General features: G+C 43.7%; 15 protein-coding genes. 14 read left to right on the top strand and 1 reads right to left on the bottom strand.

All coding sequences use genetic code 11. The features are described from left to right. From HP456_RS02595 to pyrE, 14 genes are all read left to right on the top strand, one after another. Nucleotides 1–1,796, top strand: a 1,796-nt coding sequence (locus tag HP456_RS02595) for an isoleucine--tRNA ligase (protein ID WP_172248462.1), incomplete at its 5' end; no start/stop codon positions are given. A 187-nt stretch (nt 1,797–1,983) separates the two neighbouring features. Next, entirely contained in the window at nt 1,984–2,289 is a 306-nt protein-coding gene (locus tag HP456_RS02590) for a hypothetical protein (RefSeq protein WP_172248461.1), read from the top strand. Between the two features lie 84 nt (nt 2,290–2,373). Beyond that, the gene (lspA, locus tag HP456_RS02585) at nt 2,374–2,874 is read left to right on the top strand and encodes a signal peptidase II (protein WP_172248460.1); all 501 of its coding nucleotides are present in this window, start codon (nt 2,374–2,376) and stop codon (nt 2,872–2,874) included. After that, nucleotides 2,840–3,751, top strand: a complete 912-nt coding sequence (locus tag HP456_RS02580; RefSeq protein WP_172248459.1) for an RluA family pseudouridine synthase — start codon at nt 2,840–2,842, stop codon at nt 3,749–3,751. The genes lspA and HP456_RS02580 overlap by 35 nt, the downstream gene beginning before the upstream one ends. A gap of 190 nt (nt 3,752–3,941) precedes the next feature. Beyond that, nucleotides 3,942–4,487 carry a bifunctional pyr operon transcriptional regulator/uracil phosphoribosyltransferase PyrR gene (pyrR, locus tag HP456_RS02575; protein ID WP_172248458.1) on the top strand — a complete coding sequence of 182 codons (546 nt, stop codon included), beginning with the start codon at nt 3,942–3,944 and terminating at the stop codon, nt 4,485–4,487. Nucleotides 4,488–4,630: 143 nt separating this feature from the next. Then, the gene (locus tag HP456_RS02570) at nt 4,631–5,962 is read left to right on the top strand and encodes a uracil-xanthine permease family protein (protein WP_172248457.1); all 1,332 of its coding nucleotides are present in this window, start codon (nt 4,631–4,633) and stop codon (nt 5,960–5,962) included. Between the two features lie 144 nt (nt 5,963–6,106). Next, nucleotides 6,107–6,985 carry an aspartate carbamoyltransferase catalytic subunit gene (locus tag HP456_RS02565; protein ID WP_172248463.1) on the top strand — a complete coding sequence of 293 codons (879 nt, stop codon included), beginning with the start codon at nt 6,107–6,109 and terminating at the stop codon, nt 6,983–6,985. Between the two features lie 15 nt (nt 6,986–7,000). Continuing rightward, nucleotides 7,001–8,287, top strand: coding sequence for a dihydroorotase (gene pyrC / locus HP456_RS02560; protein WP_172248456.1), 1,287 nt, complete (start codon nt 7,001–7,003; stop codon nt 8,285–8,287). After that, the gene (locus HP456_RS02555) at nt 8,284–9,375 is read left to right on the top strand and encodes a carbamoyl phosphate synthase small subunit (RefSeq protein ID WP_172248455.1); all 1,092 of its coding nucleotides are present in this window, start codon (nt 8,284–8,286) and stop codon (nt 9,373–9,375) included. Before pyrC ends, HP456_RS02555 begins: the two co-directional genes overlap by 4 nt. Next, complete coding sequence (gene carB, locus HP456_RS02550; RefSeq protein WP_172248454.1) at nt 9,368–12,580, top strand: carbamoyl-phosphate synthase large subunit; 3,213 nt, start codon at nt 9,368–9,370, stop codon at nt 12,578–12,580. Before HP456_RS02555 ends, carB begins: the two co-directional genes overlap by 8 nt. Then, the gene (locus HP456_RS02545; RefSeq protein WP_172248453.1) at nt 12,577–13,353 is read left to right on the top strand and encodes a dihydroorotate dehydrogenase electron transfer subunit; all 777 of its coding nucleotides are present in this window, start codon (nt 12,577–12,579) and stop codon (nt 13,351–13,353) included. Before carB ends, HP456_RS02545 begins: the two co-directional genes overlap by 4 nt. Continuing rightward, entirely contained in the window at nt 13,350–14,291 is a 942-nt protein-coding gene (locus tag HP456_RS02540; protein WP_172248452.1) for a dihydroorotate dehydrogenase, read from the top strand. Before HP456_RS02545 ends, HP456_RS02540 begins: the two co-directional genes overlap by 4 nt. Next, the gene (gene pyrF / locus HP456_RS02535) at nt 14,263–14,973 is read left to right on the top strand and encodes an orotidine-5'-phosphate decarboxylase (RefSeq protein ID WP_172248451.1); all 711 of its coding nucleotides are present in this window, start codon (nt 14,263–14,265) and stop codon (nt 14,971–14,973) included. Before HP456_RS02540 ends, pyrF begins: the two co-directional genes overlap by 29 nt. After that, on the top strand, nt 14,970–15,593 hold the full coding sequence (gene pyrE / locus HP456_RS02530) for an orotate phosphoribosyltransferase (protein ID WP_172248450.1): 624 nt from the start codon (nt 14,970–14,972) through the stop codon (nt 15,591–15,593). The genes pyrF and pyrE overlap by 4 nt, the downstream gene beginning before the upstream one ends. A gap of 125 nt (nt 15,594–15,718) precedes the next feature. On the opposite strand, the gene HP456_RS02525 is transcribed toward pyrE, so the two are convergent. Further along, the gene (locus HP456_RS02525; protein WP_172248449.1) at nt 15,719–17,422 is read right to left on the bottom strand and encodes an Rqc2 family fibronectin-binding protein; all 1,704 of its coding nucleotides are present in this window, start codon (nt 17,420–17,422) and stop codon (nt 15,719–15,721) included. Between the last annotated feature and the right edge of the window lie 275 nt (nt 17,423–17,697).

The raw sequence follows: 17,697 nt of genomic DNA, 5'->3' as shown, positions 1-17,697 counted from the left end.
CGGGACACGGGGAAGATGACTTCCTTGTAGGCAAGAAATACGGATTAGACGTATTATGCCCTGTTGACGATAAAGGAGTTATGACTTCCGAAGCTCCAGGATTTGAAGGTTTATTCTACGACAAGGCAAATAAGCCGATTACAGAGAAACTTGAGGGAGCCGGAGCATTATTGAAGCTTGACTTCATCACACACTCTTACCCGCATGATTGGCGCACAAAGAAACCGGTCATATTCAGAGCGACTGCTCAATGGTTCGCATCAATCGATAAATTCCGCGAGGACCTGCTTCAAGCAGTAAAGGATACGAAATGGGTACCAGGCTGGGGTGAAACACGTCTATTCAATATGGTAAGGGACCGAGGAGACTGGTGTATCTCAAGACAGCGCGCGTGGGGTGTGCCGATTCCGGTATTTTACGCCGAAAACGGTGAAGAAATCATTACAGATGAGACGATTGAGCATGTGTCTGCTTTATTCAGCGAGCACGGTTCGAACATCTGGTTTGAAAAGGAAGCGAAAGATTTACTGCCAGAAGGCTTTACTCATGAGGGAAGCCCGAATGGTCAGTTCACCAAAGAACAGGACATCATGGATGTGTGGTTTGACTCAGGTTCTTCACATCAGGCTGTATTGGAAGCACGGGACGACTTGCAGCGCCCGGCCGACCTTTACCTGGAAGGATCCGATCAGTATCGTGGATGGTTCAATTCATCCTTGACTACTGGAGTTGCAGTAACCGGGAAAGCACCGTACAGAGGCGTACTCAGTCATGGATTTGCACTTGACGGAGAAGGCAGAAAGATGAGTAAATCACTTGGAAACGTAGTTATCCCTGAAAAAGTCATGAAGCAGCTCGGTGCGGATATTCTTCGCCTTTGGGTAGCATCTGTCGACTATCAATCGGATGTCCGTGTATCTGACCCGATTTTAAAGCAAGTTGCAGAAGTGTATAGAAAAATCCGGAATACTTACCGCTTCCTATTGGGGAACCTGGCGGACTTTGATCCGAAATCAGATGCGGTTTCATACGAAAAGCTTCGTGAAGTCGATCAATTCATGTTAGTTAAATTGAATGACTTAGTGGAAAATGTAAAAAAATCGTACGATAATTATGAATTTGCAAGCATCTATCATGCCGTCAATAATTTCTGTACGCTTGACTTGAGTTCATTCTACCTTGATTTTGCGAAGGATGTTCTTTACATCGAAGCAAAAGATAATTATGAGCGCAGAGCAATGCAAACCGTCCTATATGAAGCATTGGTTGTTCTTACGAAAGTAATGTCACCGATCCTTTCCCATACTGCGGATGAGGTTTGGGCTCATATTCCAGGGGCAGTGGAAGAAAGTGTTCAATTAACAGATATGCCTGAGTCGAAGGAACTTCCTAATGCGAAAGCGTTAAAGGGGAAATGGAATTCGTTCCTGGAGTTGAGGGATGACGTATTGAAAGCTTTGGAAGAAGCCCGTAACCAAAAGCTGATCGGTAAGTCATTAACGGCAAAAGTGACACTGTATGTTAATGATGAAACAAAATCTTTATTGAATTCAATTTCTGAAGATCTTAAGCAGCTGTTCATTGTATCAGAAATTGAAATTGGCGGAAAGGTAAGTGAAGCACCGGAACAGGCTTTAACTGTCGGTCAAAACAGCATTGTTGTTGAAAAGGCACAAGGAGAAACTTGTGACCGCTGCTGGGTAGTCACATCAACAGTCGGCGAAGACAAAGACCATCCTTCCCTATGTACTAGATGTGCATCCGTCGTCAAAGAAAACTATTCTCACTTAGCATAACAATCAAGAAAGACTGGTCCGTTATTTAAGGACCAGTCTTTCTGTATATGCAGATAAAAAAGAAATCTTTAACATTTTTCAACAAATGGCTCTGTACCGTCATTGTGGAGCCCGATTCCATAATTACTATATCTTGCAAGACAAATTTTTTGACACTTACCTCCATACTAAGAGTGGAGGGATCAAGATGACATATGACCGATACACATCCATCATTCAAGAATTAACTGCATCCTTGGAAGAGCTAGAGGCAAGTCAATCTCAACATCCTTTAATACAGCATTATATAAATCAGGAAATTTCAGACGTAAGGCATGCACTCCAGCTTGCGGATCAGAACCGGTTTGGACTGTGTGAAATGAGCGGAGAAGAAATTCCATTTGATCTGATTAAAATGAACCCGACGCTTACCTCATTAACAGAAGCAAATGAATGGAAACGTTACGGTAAAATCCAAATGGGTTCTGGCAATTTTAAAGACATTCTTTCATAAAAGGCTTGAGATTAAGTGTCTTTATTCAACTGTTTATGCTAAAATGCAAAGGTAATCATTTCTTACGATGTGGAGGTTGCCTTTGTGTTTTATTATTTATTGGCTTTGGTTGTAATAGGATTGGATCAACTGACGAAATGGTTGGTTGTGAAGAAGATGACAGAAGGGGAAAGCATAGAAATCATTGAAAATCTTTTCTATTTGACTTCTCATCGAAATCAAGGTGCAGCATGGGGAATACTCCAGGGACAAATGTGGTTTTTTTACATTATTACGATAGTAGTGATTGTAGGTATTGTGTATTATATGCAAGTCCATGCAAAAGGGCAGTCGTTATTTAGTATAAGCTTGGCTTTTATGCTTGGTGGAGCGATTGGAAACTTTATTGACCGCGTCTTTCGGAAAGAAGTTGTCGATTTTTTAAATACATATATTTTTTCCTATGATTTCCCGATTTTCAATATTGCCGATGCATCATTGACCATCGGGGTAGTGCTATTAATCATTTATATGTATCTGGACGAACGAAAAGCAAAGAAGGAGAAACAGAATGGAAGTAATTCAGCACATCATACAACAGAATGAGCAGGGCGAACGAATTGATAAGATAGTAAGCGGATTGAATAAAGAATGGTCACGTTCACAAGTTCAGCAATGGATTAAAGAAGGACATATTAAAGTGAATGATGAGGAAGTTAAACCAAACTATAAATGTCCTTTGGAGTCGACGATCACTGTCACGATTCCAGAGCCGGAAGAATTGGATGTCGAACCGGAGAATCTTCATCTTGATATCTCTTATGAAGATGCGGATGTAGTTGTTGTGAATAAGCCGAAAGGGATGGTTGTACATCCGGCACCTGGTCATTATTCAGGTACGATGGTGAATGGACTTATGTATCATTGTAAAGACCTGTCAGGCATCAATGGTGTACTAAGACCCGGAATCGTTCACCGAATCGATAAAGATACATCAGGTTTATTGATGGTAGCTAAAAATGATTTGGCACATGAACACCTGGTCAATCAGCTTGTTGAAAAGACTGTTACCAGGAAATACACCGCTGTCGTTCACGGATTGATCCCCCATGAATACGGCACGATCGATGCACCGATCGGGCGTGATCCTAAAGACCGTCAAAGTATGACCGTTGTTGATAATGGGAAAAATGCAGTTACGCATTTTAAAGTACTGGAACGATTCAAGGATTTTACTTTAGTACAATGCGAATTGGAAACAGGACGTACCCATCAGATACGTGTTCATATGAAGTATATCGGTTATCCGCTTGCAGGAGACCCTAAATATGGCCCCCGTAAAACATTGAGCCTCAATGGACAGGCTCTTCATGCAGGCGTATTGGGCTTCAATCACCCGCGAACGAATGAATATATGGAATTCGAGGCCGAGCCGCCACAGGAATTCAAAGAGTTGATATCACAGCTTAAAAATAAGCATTGACAAAACAAACAACAACCTGTACTATTTAGTTAATTGAATAATACCTTTAATACGGTCCCGTGAGGCTGAGAAGGAGCAATGTACGACCATTCGACTGGCGTGCAATGATTATTAACGATAAGTCTGCCCTCTCATCCAAACGGTGAGAGGGATTTTTTATTGGAAAATAGATGCGGAGAGAGGTGCAGAAATGACAAAGAAAGCTACAGTGTTAGATCAGCCAGCCATACGGAGAGCTCTTACGCGTATCGCTCACGAAATCATCGAGCGGAATAAAGGAATCCAAGACTGTGTCCTGGTCGGTATCAAAACACGGGGAATCTATATTGCCAATCGACTGGCTGAACGCATTTACGATATCGAAGGAGAAGAAATTCCTGTAGGTGAAATTGACATTACGCTGTACAGGGATGATCTCAGCAAAAAGACTGCCGATAATGAGCCGGAAGTCAAAGGCTCTGATTTACCGGTGGACATTACAAATAAAAAAGTCATCCTGGTTGATGACGTATTATTTACAGGAAGAACGGTGCGTGCAGGATTGGATGCACTAATGGATATCGGCCGTCCGAGTCAAATCCAGCTGGCTGTCCTGGTGGACAGAGGTCATCGTGAACTGCCTGTACGGGCTGACTATGTGGGAAAGAACGTCCCTACATCAAGCTCAGAGAAGATCATGGTCACCCTTACAGAAGTAGATGGGGAAGAACAAGTAACGATACACGAAAAAGAATAATAGAGATTCCTTTTAAGATTAGTCCCGTGAGGCTGACAAAGGATGGGTGGCAGAAGTGTACCTTATTATACCCTCTTTGTATCCTCATGGGCAAAGAGGGTATTTTTTTGTGAAAATCAACAGGTTTGAAGGAGGAACAAGTGATGAATGAAAATCAAAACATCGTGTTGGATGTAGAAGAAAGACCGAACCTTGGAAAATGGATTACATTGAGCATACAGCATCTTTTTGCGATGTTTGGAGCTACGGTTCTGGTTCCGTTCCTGGTTGGATTGAGTCCCGGTGTCGCACTCATATCAAGTGGATTGGGAACATTGGCATACCTGCTCATTACGAAAGGCAGAATACCTGCCTACTTAGGTTCATCCTTCGCCTTTATCGCTCCAATCCTGGCAGCCAAAAGCTTCGGAGGTCCTGAAGCGGCAATGATGGGCAGCTTCCTGGCTGGACTTGTCTACGGCATTGTTGCCCTGCTTATATCAAAACTGGGATTAAAGTGGCTAATGCGCATCCTGCCGCCAATCGTTGTCGGACCGGTGATTATGGTAATCGGTCTTGGGCTGGCAGGAACGGCAGTAAATATGGCGATGTATGAGAATCCTGGAGCTGAAAATCTCGAGTACAGCAGCACTCACTTCATGGTGGCACTGGCTACACTTGCAATCACCGTCATCTGCTCGATATATTTCAAGGGATTTCTTGGAATGGTACCGATTCTTGCAGGGATCTTTGGAGGCTACATCATTGCAGCATTTGCCGGACTGGTTGACTTTCAAAAAGTGATCGATGCCCCTGTCTTCCAGATGCCTGACTTCTTCATACCTTTTGTGAACTATACACCGGTCTTCTCTTGGGAGATTGTATCGATCATGGTGCCGATTGCCCTCGTAACCCTGGCAGAACATACTGGGGATCAGATGGTATTAAGCAAAGTGGTCGGACGGAATTTCATAGAAAAACCGGGACTGCATCGTTCGATTCTCGGTGACGGGGTTGCAACTGTGATTGCTTCCTTATTAGGAGGTCCCCCTAATACCACTTATGGTGAAAATATTGGAGTGTTGGCGATAACGCGGGTCTTCAGTGTATTCGTTATAGCGGGGGCAGCAGTTCTTGCCATCACATTCGGTTTCATCGGTAAAATAACAGCTTTGATCAGCTCCATTCCATCAGCTGTGATGGGCGGCGTATCCATCCTCCTGTTCGGCATCATTGCTTCAAGCGGACTACGCATGCTGATTGATAATAAAGTGGATCTTGGCAACAAACGAAATCTCATCATATCTTCAGTCATCCTTGTAATAGGGGTTGGCGGTGCATTTGTGAAGGTGAGTGACGAGGTTTCATTATCCGGAATGGCACTTGCTGCGATTGTTGGGGTAGTACTCAATTTGGTACTGCCTGGCAGAAAGGAAAGTGAAGGAAGTAATAATCTTTTTGAAGAAGATCATCCTCACAAAAATGAAGTTGCATAGAAACACCTTTTAAGTGAGTCCAGAGAGTCTACAAGGGTGAAAGTGAACTAGACAGTGGGAACGTTTCTCACATGTCTTCTGAAGTATGTTCAAACCACCCTGGAAATTGTTGCAGGGTGGTTTTTTTATAGGGAGGTCTGCATGATGAAAGACTTGTTGACAATGAATGAATTATCATATGAAGAAATACATGAAATCCTCGACCAGGCAGAACGGTTTAAGCAGGGAGAAACGTGGGGGCAAGGTTCAGATAGATATGTTGCAAACCTGTTCTTTGAAGCAAGTACCCGGACGAAATGCAGTTTCGAAATGGCAGAAAGAAAGTTAGGTTTGCAGGTCATTCCATTTGAAGCACATTCTTCGAGTGTCCAAAAAGGGGAGTCCCTTTATGACACCGTACGGACCCTCGAAGCGATCGGGGTTGAAACTGTAGTCATACGACATACGCTTGAAAGGTATTTTGATGAACTTTCAGGTTTGAAGACGAGAGTGATCAACGGTGGTGATGGATGCGGCAATCATCCTACACAATGTTTACTGGACCTGCTGACCATACGACAAGAATTTGGTGGATTTGAAAATCTTCAAGTAGCAATCATTGGAGACATTGCTCACAGCCGTGTAGCGCGTTCTAATGCAGAAGCATTGACAAAGCTCGGTGCAGAAGTTGTGTTCTCCGGGCCGCGAGAGTGGTTCCCTCCGCAGTTCCAGGGGCAGTATATGTCTGTTGATGAGAGTGTCGCCACATCGGATGCGGTAATGCTTTTAAGGATCCAGCATGAACGACACCAAAGCACATCCAGTCTCACAAAAGGTGAATACCATGAAAGCTACGGGCTTACCGTCAGCAGAAAAGAGAGAATGAAAAGTGAAAGCATCATCCTTCATCCGGCACCTGTCAATCGTGGCGTAGAAATTGCCGATTCGTTAGTGGAATCCGGTAAATCGAGGATATTCAAGCAGATGGAAAATGGAGTATATGTAAGGATGGCGGTTTTGAAAAGGGCACTTGAAAACAACTAACAGGGGGATTTTTAGATGAACTGGTTAATCAGAAATGCAAGTATCTTAAATAATAACGGTGAACTTGAGACAATTGATCTTAAGATTCAAGGAAATAAAATCACCGAAATGGGAGTAAATCTGGATAATACCGATCATCAGGAGTTCCAGGCGGATGGACGATTGGTTTCCCCGGGATTTGTTGATCTCCATGTACATTTGAGAGAACCGGGCGGAGAGCACAAAGAAACGATAGAAACAGGAACGAAATCTGCTGCTAAGGGTGGTTTCACGACCATTGCAGCGATGCCCAATACAAGACCGGTACCCGATTCGGCAGAAACACTGAAGTCCTTAAATGAAAGGATTACTGAAACAGGAAGCATTCGTGTATTACCTTACGCGGCGATCACCGAGAGACAAATAGGGAAGCAGCTGAATGACCTGTCATCCTTAAAGGAAAATGGAGCATTTGCATTTACGGATGACGGAGTAGGCGTTCAATCCGCTGGCATGATGCTTGAAGCAATGAAGAAGGCGGCTGCGATCGATGCATCGATAGTGGCTCACTGTGAAGAGAACACATTGATTAATAAGGGATCGGTCCATGAAGGAACATTTTCTGAAATGCACGATATCGCCGGTATCCCTTCGGTTTGTGAAGCCGTACATATAGCACGGGATGTGCTGTTGGCTGAAGCCGCAGGTGTTCATTACCATGTATGTCACATATCGACGAAGGAATCAGTAAGAGTGGTCAGAGACGCAAAAAATGCAGGGATCAACGTAACCGCGGAAGTCACACCTCACCATCTCCTTTTGTGTGAAGATGATATACCCGGTCTTGATTCAAATTTCAAGATGAACCCGCCGCTCCGAGGTAAACAAGACAGAGAGGCATTGATAGAAGGCTTGCTCGATGGAACGATTGATTTCATCGCAACCGATCATGCTCCTCATACAGAAGCTGAAAAGTCTGAAGGAATGCAGCTTGCACCATTTGGAATCGTCGGTCTCGAAACCGCCTTTCCGCTGCTCTATACACACTTTGTTGAAAAAGGGACATTTACTTTGAAGCAGTTGATCGACTGGATGACGAGTAAACCAAGTACTGCGTTTAATCTTCCATTTGGACGACTGGAAGTAGGGGGAGATGCAGATCTAACCCTGATTGATTTGAAAAGGGAACAGGCAATTGATCCACAAGGATTTTTATCAAAAGGGAAGAACACACCATTCAACGGCTGGGAGTGCAAAGGCTGGCCGGCAGCTACATTTTATCAAGGATCCCTTGTATGGAATGAAGGAGGAAATGAAGGATGAAAAGACAACTAATATTAGATGATGGGACAGTTTTCATTGGTGAAGGTTTTGGTGCAAATAAGGAATCTGTCGGAGAAGTTGTATTTAATACAAGTATGACAGGCTATCAGGAAATTCTTTCGGATCCATCTTATTGCGGACAGCTGGTTACGCTAACGTATCCATTGGTAGGGAATTATGGTATAAATCGCGATGATTTCGAATCAATCACTCCGGCGATTAAAGCCTTCATCGTGAGGGAAGTGGCAGACTTCGCTTCAAATTGGAGAAATGAGTCGACGTTGGATGAGTTATTGAAAGTAAAAGGGATTCCAGGAATAACAGGAATCGATACAAGAAAATTAACACGCATTATTCGGCAGCACGGAGCGATGAAAGGAATCATTTGTTCTGCAGAATTGGAAGCGGAATCTGTCCTTGAAACGCTGCATGAGACCACTTTGAGAAGAGATCAAGTAAACCAGGTATCAACAAAAACAGCTTATGCAAGTCCCGGTAGAGGATTTAGAGTAGTCCTAATGGATTTTGGAATGAAACATGGAATATTAAGGGAGCTGAATAAACGGAATTGCGACGTGATAGTTGTTCCTTTTGATACATCAGCAGAAGAGATCCGCAGGATGCAGCCGGATGGCATCATGCTGTCGAATGGACCCGGAGATCCAAAAGATGTACCTCAGGCGATTGAAACCATCAAGACATTGATCGGTGAAATTCCTCTATTCGGAATCTGCCTGGGTCATCAATTATTCGCCCTGGCATGCGGGGGGGATTCTTTCAAGATGAAATTTGGACACCGCGGAGGGAACCATCCGGTGAAAGACTTACAGACAGGGAAAGTAGCCTTGACTTCTCAAAACCACGGCTATGCAGTAGACGAAAATTCCCTGGCCGGAACAAGGCTTAAGGTCACCCATATTGCCATCAATGATGGAACTGTGGAAGGATTGAAGCATCTTGATTATCCTGCATTCACGGTTCAATATCATCCGGAAGCATCACCAGGTCCGGAGGATTCAAATTATTTATTCGATGATTTCCTTAAATTAATGGAAGATGAGAAAAGAAAGGAGCTTCAACATGCCTAAACGTACAGATATAAAAAGCATCTTGGTAATTGGAAGCGGACCGATCATTATAGGACAAGCAGCGGAATTCGACTATGCAGGAACCCAGGCTTGTATCGCACTTAAAGAAGAGGGCTACCGCGTCATTCTGGTAAATTCAAATCCGGCCACGATCATGACAGACGCTGAAATGGCAGACAAAGTGTACATTGAGCCGCTGACTCTCGAATTTGTGAGCAGGATCATACGTAAAGAGCGCCCGGATGCCTTACTGCCGACTTTGGGAGGGCAAACCGGCTTGAATCTGGCTGTTGAGCTCTCCAAATCCGGGGTGTTAGAAGAGTGCGGAGTTGAAATACTGGGAACAAAACTATCTGCCATCGAAAAAGCGGAAGACCGAGACTTGTTTAGAAGCCTGATGAATGAACTTAATGAACCAGTGCCAGAAAGCGAGATCATACACAATGTGGACGAAGCTTTTCATTTTGTGGACGGGGTTGGCTTCCCGGTGATTGTAAGACCAGCTTATACCCTTGGGGGGACAGGCGGTGGAATCTGTCACAATGAAGAAGAATTGATTGAAATTGTAACCTCAGGATTGAAATACAGCCCGGTCACACAATGTCTCCTTGAGAAGAGCATCGCAGGGTTCAAGGAAATTGAGTATGAAGTCATGAGAGACGCAGCGGATAATGCAATCGTGGTGTGTAACATGGAAAACATCGATCCAGTTGGAATTCATACCGGGGATTCGATTGTAGTTGCTCCGAGCCAGACTTTAAGCGACAGAGAATATCAAATGCTCCGGAATACCAGCTTGAAGATCATCCGTGCATTAGGGATAGAAGGGGGCTGTAATGTTCAGCTTGCATTGGATCCCGACAGCTTTCAGTATTACATTATCGAAGTGAATCCGAGGGTCAGCCGATCATCTGCACTAGCATCGAAAGCAACAGGCTATCCGATTGCGAAACTGGCCGCGAAGATTGCAGTTGGCCTTACATTGGATGAAATGATGAACCCTGTAACCGGGAAAACATATGCTGCTTTTGAACCTGCACTTGATTATGTCGTAACGAAAATCCCGCGCTGGCCATTTGACAAATTTGAAGCTGCAAAACGCAACCTTGGAACTCAAATGAAGGCAACAGGTGAAGTTATGGCAATCGGAAGGACGTTCGAGGAATCCCTGTTGAAAGCAATTCGTTCTTTAGAGAGCAATACGTATCACATGGAATTGAGCGATGCTGAGCAGATGACAGATCAGTGGATTGAGAAAAGAATACGAAAAGCAGGGGATGAGCGGCTCTTCTATGTCGGTGAAGCTCTGAGAAGAGGCGTGACAATCGAAACGATACATGATTGGAGCAAGATCGACCTATTCTTCCTTTATAAAATGAATAGAATTGTAGAGTTTGAAAAAGATTTAAGGGATTTACCATTCAACATCGAACTTGGGCAAAAAGCTAAGCGTCTTGGCTTCTCTGATATTACTCTTGCCAATCTGTGGGGAAGTACAGAATATGAAGTCTATCAGTGGAGAAAAGAAAATAGTCTGATCCCGGTTTATAAAATGGTCGATACATGTGCTGCCGAGTTTGAATCTGAAACCCCATATTTCTACGGGACTTACGAGGATGAAAATGAATCCAGGGTCACCGACAGGGAAAGCGTCATTGTACTGGGTTCAGGCCCTATCCGGATTGGACAGGGAGTGGAATTTGATTATGCTACCGTTCATTCCGTCTGGGCTATCAAAGAAGCAGGATATGAAGCGATCATCGTGAATAACAACCCTGAAACCGTCTCTACGGATTTTAGTATTTCAGATAAGTTATATTTCGAACCGCTCACTGTCGAGGATGTGATGCACATCATAGATTTGGAAAAACCAAAAGGTGTTGTCGTACAGTTTGGAGGACAGACTGCCATCAACCTCGCTGAAGAACTGGTTAAAAGGGGTGTCACGATTCTTGGTACTTCACTTGAGGATCTGGATCGGGCAGAAAATCGTGACAAATTCGAGCATACTCTCAACGAACTGGGAATCCCTCAGCCAAAAGGGAAAACTGCCGTGTCAGTTGAAGGGGCGCTTGAAATAGCGGAATCAATCGGTTATCCCGTTCTTGTAAGGCCGTCTTATGTACTCGGCGGCAGGGCGATGGAAATCGTTTATAGAAAAGAAGAACTCCTTCAATACATGGAGAATGCAGTAAAAGTAAATCCCCAGCACCCTGTGCTGATCGATCGATATCTAATAGGGAAAGAAATTGAAGTAGATGCGATTTCAGATGGTGTCGACGTCGTTGTCCCTGGAATTATGGAGCATATCGAACGGGCTGGAGTCCATTCAGGAGATTCAATCGCAGTGTATCCTCCACAGCAGCTTACCGGAGAACAGAAAGAAATCTTAGTAGATTACACTGCCCGCCTGGCAAAAGGGCTGAATATTATCGGACTGCTCAATATTCAATATGTGATCTCAAAAGGTGAGATCTATGTCCTGGAGGTGAATCCGCGCTCAAGCCGGACGGTGCCATTCATCAGTAAGATAACAAATATTCCGATGGCGAATATGGCAACGAAAGCAATCCTTGGAATCTCGCTTTCGGAGCAAGGGTACGAATCGGGATTAATACCTGAAAAGCAGGGAGTATATGTAAAGGTTCCAGTCTTCTCTTTCGCAAAGCTTAGAAGAGTCGACATCACTTTGGGACCTGAAATGAAATCCACCGGTGAAGTCATGGGCAAAGACCTTACGCTTGAGAAAGCTCTTTACAAAGGAATGGTGGCTGCCGGCATGGAAATGAAAGAGCACGGTTCAGTCCTTATGACGGTTGCCGATAAGGACAAAGATGAAGCGGTACTACTGGCCAAACGGTTCGTGAACATCGGGTATCAAATCCTTGCTACTAAAGGAACAGGAGAGCAATTGATGAAGGAAGGAATAGCTGTTCGGGAGGTGGATAAGATTGGATCAGAAGGCCCGACACTTCTTGATATCATTCAAAGTGGAGAAACTCAGCTTGTCATCAATACATTGACAAAAGGAAAACAGCCTGCTCGCGACGGTTTCAGAATCCGAAGAGAATCAGTTGAAAATGGAGTACCTTGTCTCACATCTCTGGATACAGCCGAGGCGCTGTTACGTGTAATAGAATCAATGACATTCTCTGCAGAGGCCCTTCCCTCTCAACCTGTGAATAGAGAGGTGCTTCATCAATGATTGTAAATGAACGGATGAAGGTCGTTTCCCATGAAAGAATCGCAACGAATATCTTTGAATTGATCCTTCAAGGTGATTTAGTGAATGAAATCAAAGCTCCGGGACAATTTGTCCATGTGAAAACCGGAACAGGGATTGACCCATTATTGCGGAGACCGATTTCCATTGCTGCACAGGATCAAGAAAATCAAACGATGACCTTGATCTACCGTGCAGAAGGAAAAGGTACAAAACTTCTTTCAGCAGTAAATATAGGGGAAATGGTTGACATACTTGGACCTCTTGGGAACGGGTTTACCGTAGAGGAAGGTAAAGGCAGGACTGCTTTACTGGTTGGCGGGGGAATCGGTGTTCCTCCCCTCTACGGTCTTTCCAAACAGTTGACAGAGCATGGCTGGACGGTGAAACACATCCTTGGATTTCAGGATGAGTCTGCCAGTTTTTATGAAGAACAATTTACAAAGCTGGGTGAAACGTATCTTGCCACAGTGGATGGTTCCAAGGGTACACATGGATTTGTCACGGATGTCATCCAATCTGAAACGCCGCAATTTGATGAGTATTTTTCATGCGGACCAACCCCTATGCTGAAAGCATTACAGACCAAATTGGAAGAGAAAAAAGGCTTCATCTCCTTAGAGGAGCGAATGGGCTGCGGGATAGGCGCCTGTTTTGCTTGTGTATGTCACAAGCAGGATGATCCTTTAGGAACAAGTTATGTGAAAATATGCAGTGATGGACCCGTATTTCCTGCAGGGGTGGTGCAAATATGAAGAGATTACAAGTTGAATTACCAGGACTATCGCTGAAAAATCCTATCATGCCGGCCTCTGGCTGTTTCGGGTTTGGCCGTGAGTACAGTCAATTTTATGATTTGAGTGAACTTGGCGCAATCATGATAAAAGCAACAACCGATGAAGCACGATTTGGAAACCCCACTCCCCGAGTTGCAGAGACAAATGGCGGAATGCTGAATGCGATCGGGCTGCAAAACCCCGGACTGAAAGGGGTAATCGAAAATGAACTGCCGTGGCTTTCCCGTTTCGATGTTCCCATCATTGCAAATGTCGCAGGATCACAGATGGAGGATTATGTGGAAGTGGCAAAAGAGATTTCTAAAGCCTCCAATGTTAAAGCACTGGAGCTGAATATTTCCTGCCCGAATGTTAAAACTGGCGGGATTGCTTTCGGAACCATACCGGAAGTAGCCCAGGAATTAACGAAAAGAGTCAAACAAGTGTCAGATGTTCCGCTTTATGTAAAGCTTTCACCTAATGTATCCAATATTGTGGAAATGGCCAAAGCGGTTGAGGCTGGAGGAGCGGGCGGACTTACGATGATCAACACGCTCCTCGGAATGAGGCTGGATATGAAAACCGGAAAACCGGTCCTCGCCAATAAATCAGGAGGCTTATCAGGTCCTGCCATCAAACCGGTCGCAATCCGTATGATCTATGAGGTAAGTCAGGCGGTGGAGCTGCCTATTATCGGTATGGGCGGTGTTCAATCGGCTGAAGACGTCATCGAATACTTTTACGCAGGCGCAAGTGCTGTTGCAGTCGGCACTGCAAACTTCGTAGATCCATTTGTGTGTCAAAAGATCATTAAAGAGTTACCGGAATTGCTAGATGAATTGGGAGCAGAGCACATTACGGAATTGACAGGAAGGAGCTGGGGAAAGAATGAATCAAAAGCCATATATAGCTCTTGATTTTCCTACGTGGGAAGATACTTCATCATTCCTGGATTTATTCACTGAAGGTTTAAATGTAAAAGTGGGTATGGAATTATACCTTCAAAACGGACCGGTGATCATCGAAAAGCTTCTGAATAAAGATCACCGCATATTTTTGGACTTGAAACTTCACGACATTCCAAATACTGTATTTGGTGCAGTCAAAGGCCTTGCTCAATACGACCTCGAACTTCTGAACGTGCATGCTGCAGGGGGAAGACTGATGATGGAAAGGGCTATGGAAGCTTTACGTGCCGGTTCATCAACGAAACAGCCCCGCACAAAATGTATCGCTGTGACTCAATTAACATCAACGACAGAGTCCCAAATGCAAACAGAACAGCTGATTCAGCATTCCATCAATGATTCAGTCATGCACTATGCTTCACTTGCCAGGGATGCAGGACTTGACGGAGTCGTTTGCTCACCGCATGAAGCTGCGTTGGTCAGAGAAAAATGCGGAGAAGATTTTCTGAGAGTGACTCCGGGGATCAGACTAAAGGATGATGATAAGGGGGATCAACAAAGAATTACTACCCCGGGAAAAGCTAAAGATTCGGGTTCTTCCTTGATCGTTGTGGGAAGAAGCATTACAAAAGCACCGAATCCGGTACGTGCATATGAAGAAGTGGTAAAAGAATGGGAGGGTATTAAATGAAACGGGAAATTGCCAACAAACTATTGGATATTGAAGCAGTATTTTTAAACCCGCGGGAGCCATTTACTTGGTCGTCCGGGATCAAGTCGCCGATTTATTGTGATAACCGCTTGACCATGTCGTATCCTGCCGTGCGAAATGACATTTCGAGTGGCATGGCAGAGATCATCAGGAAGCACTTTTCTGATGTCGAAGTGATTGCCGGAACAGCGACAGCGGGGATTCCACATGCAGCATGGGTAAGTGAAAAATTAAACCTGCCAATGTGTTATGTACGTTCCAAAGCGAAAGCACATGGTAAAGGGAATCAAATAGAAGGAAAGGTGACGGCTGGTCAAAAAGTTGTCGTAATTGAAGACCTGATTTCAACAGGAGGAAGCTGTATAACTGCTGTAGATGCACTGAGAGAAGCAGGTTGTGACGTACTGGGAGTCGTTGCGATCTTCACATACGAACTTGAAAAAGGTAAGAAGATGATGGAAGAACATAAAATATCAGCATATACGCTTTCCGATTATACGAGTTTATTGGAGGTGGCTGTCGAGAACGGCATTGTTCAAGCGGAAGATATAGAACAATTGAAAAGATGGAGGGAAAATCCAGAAGAATGGGATGTATAGAAGAAAGCAGCTCGTAGTTGAGTTGCTTTTTGTTTTGGCTATTTATCTTACCCTGATGATAAAGAAGTTATGCTCTGAAAAAAGCACATTCACAGATAGATGCTGGAATGTGCTTACCCATTTATTCAATTTTTAAGTGATCGCACTAAATCAAGATCAGGTGTGACATAGACTGTCTGCTGCCCTTCGTAAATGACAAATCCAGGTTTGGCGCCTTTAGGCTTTTTAACCTGTCTGACGACTGTGAAATCGACGGGGACAGAACTGGATTCCCTTGCTTTGCTGAAGTAGGCCGCGATGTTGGCCGCTTCTTTAATGGTTTGGTCTGACGGGTCGCTGCTTTTGATGACCACATGAGAACCCGGTATATCTTTCGTGTGAAGCCATATATCGTCTTTAGAGGCCGCTTTATTTGTTAAATAGTCATTTTGTTTATTGTTTTTCCCTACTAAGATATGTGTACCGTCGCTCGAAGTGTAGTTTTCAAGTGAGGGCTTGACATTCGTTTTTTTCTTTTTTGACTGTTTCCGAACTTTAAGATAACCCTCTTCCTCTAATTCTTCACGTATTTCCTCTACATCTTTTGTGGATGCCGATTCAAGTTGCTGCATTAATTGCTCCAGGTAGATGATTTCTTCTTCTGCCTTTTTAATCTGTTCGATTACGATCTTTATCGCATTTTTTGCTTTCTGGTAACGTGAGAAATAATGTTGTGCATTCTCAGAAGGTGATTTCTGGGAGTTGAGAGGAATTGTTACGCTTCCTCCCTCCTCATCATAGTAATTCATGACGCTTACCTCGTTCATGCCTCTCTCCACTGCATATAGATTTGAAGTGAGGAGTTCCCCCAATAGTTGAAAACGATCAGCCTGCCTGGCATCATCAAGTGTGTGTTTTAGTTTCTCGATTTTATTTTCATTTTTATCTCTTTCGTTCCGGATGAACCTCTCCAGGTCGTTGCCTTGTTGTTTCACCCTGTCTCTTGCAGCTTTCTGGTAAAAGAAGCGGTCCAGTAATTCACTCAGGGACGGGAATGAAAGTTTTTCTCCCTCAGCATGTTCAAGCTCGAACCAGTAGAAAATCTCCTTTTCTCCTATAGTAAGAGTGGGTGATATCCGGTTTTCCCTCGCAAGCGAAATCAGTTCCAGAAATGAATGTGCAAGTGCAGTTTGTTTACCAAGCCCTGCACGATGAAGGACTTCTTTAGCAAATAAGGGAGAGATGCCGGAGAATGACTGTACAATCTGTTTGTCCATTTTTCCTGAATTGAAGTCCAGTGCTCTAAGGACATCTTCCACCGATGCTTCAAATGGATTCCGCTTATCTTGCTGTGGAGGAAAAACATACTCATGTCCCGGCAATACGGTACGATGGGTATTCATACTCGGGGAAATATGTTTGATGCTGTCCAGAATCATATTTCTTTCTTTATCGACTAAAATAATATTGCTGTGTCTGCCCATCACTTCGATGATCAGCTGTTTATAGGAAACATCACCTATTTCATTCCTGCCCTTTACTTCGAAAATAATCATCCGGTCGAGATCCGATTGTCTGATATCTTCAATAATATATCCTTCCAGGTGTTTGCGAAGGAGCATGCAGAACATCGGAGGGACTGAAGGATTCTCGTAATCCTCATTCGTTAACTGCACTCTGGAATAACTGGGATGTGCGGATAAGAGCAGTTTATGGTTCTTTCCATTCGCACGGATGATTAACATAATTTCATTTTTATAAGGCTGATGAATCTTATTGATTCTGCCGTTCATTATTTTTTCTTTTAATTCTAAAGTCATAGCTCTAGTAAACATTCCATCAAATGACATAACTAACATCCTCTTCAATACGTATTTTATATATTCTCTTGAAAATAGCTTTTTTTAATATAGAAATGAAAAATTATCGTTGTCGTTTCTTGCCGCTGCAGGCACTTGCATTTCGCGGGGGAAGTCAAACCGGAGACAATTCCCTTCCGCTTCAATTCACTCTGTATTTTACAATAAGAATAAAGTGACAACCCCTATTAAGATATTATTTTACTTCTATTTCGTTTAACTTTCCTATCCACTTAAATTTTTGCGCTTTATTATAGCTTAATCTT

It is taken from the genome of Bacillus haikouensis (genome assembly GCF_013179555.1).
In the GTDB taxonomy this organism is placed as follows: Bacteria; Bacillota; Bacilli; order Bacillales; family Bacillaceae_B; genus Rossellomorea; species Rossellomorea haikouensis_A.
The sequence above is the reverse complement of the archived record's forward strand: the minus strand, read 5'-3'. Positions and strand labels throughout refer to the sequence as shown.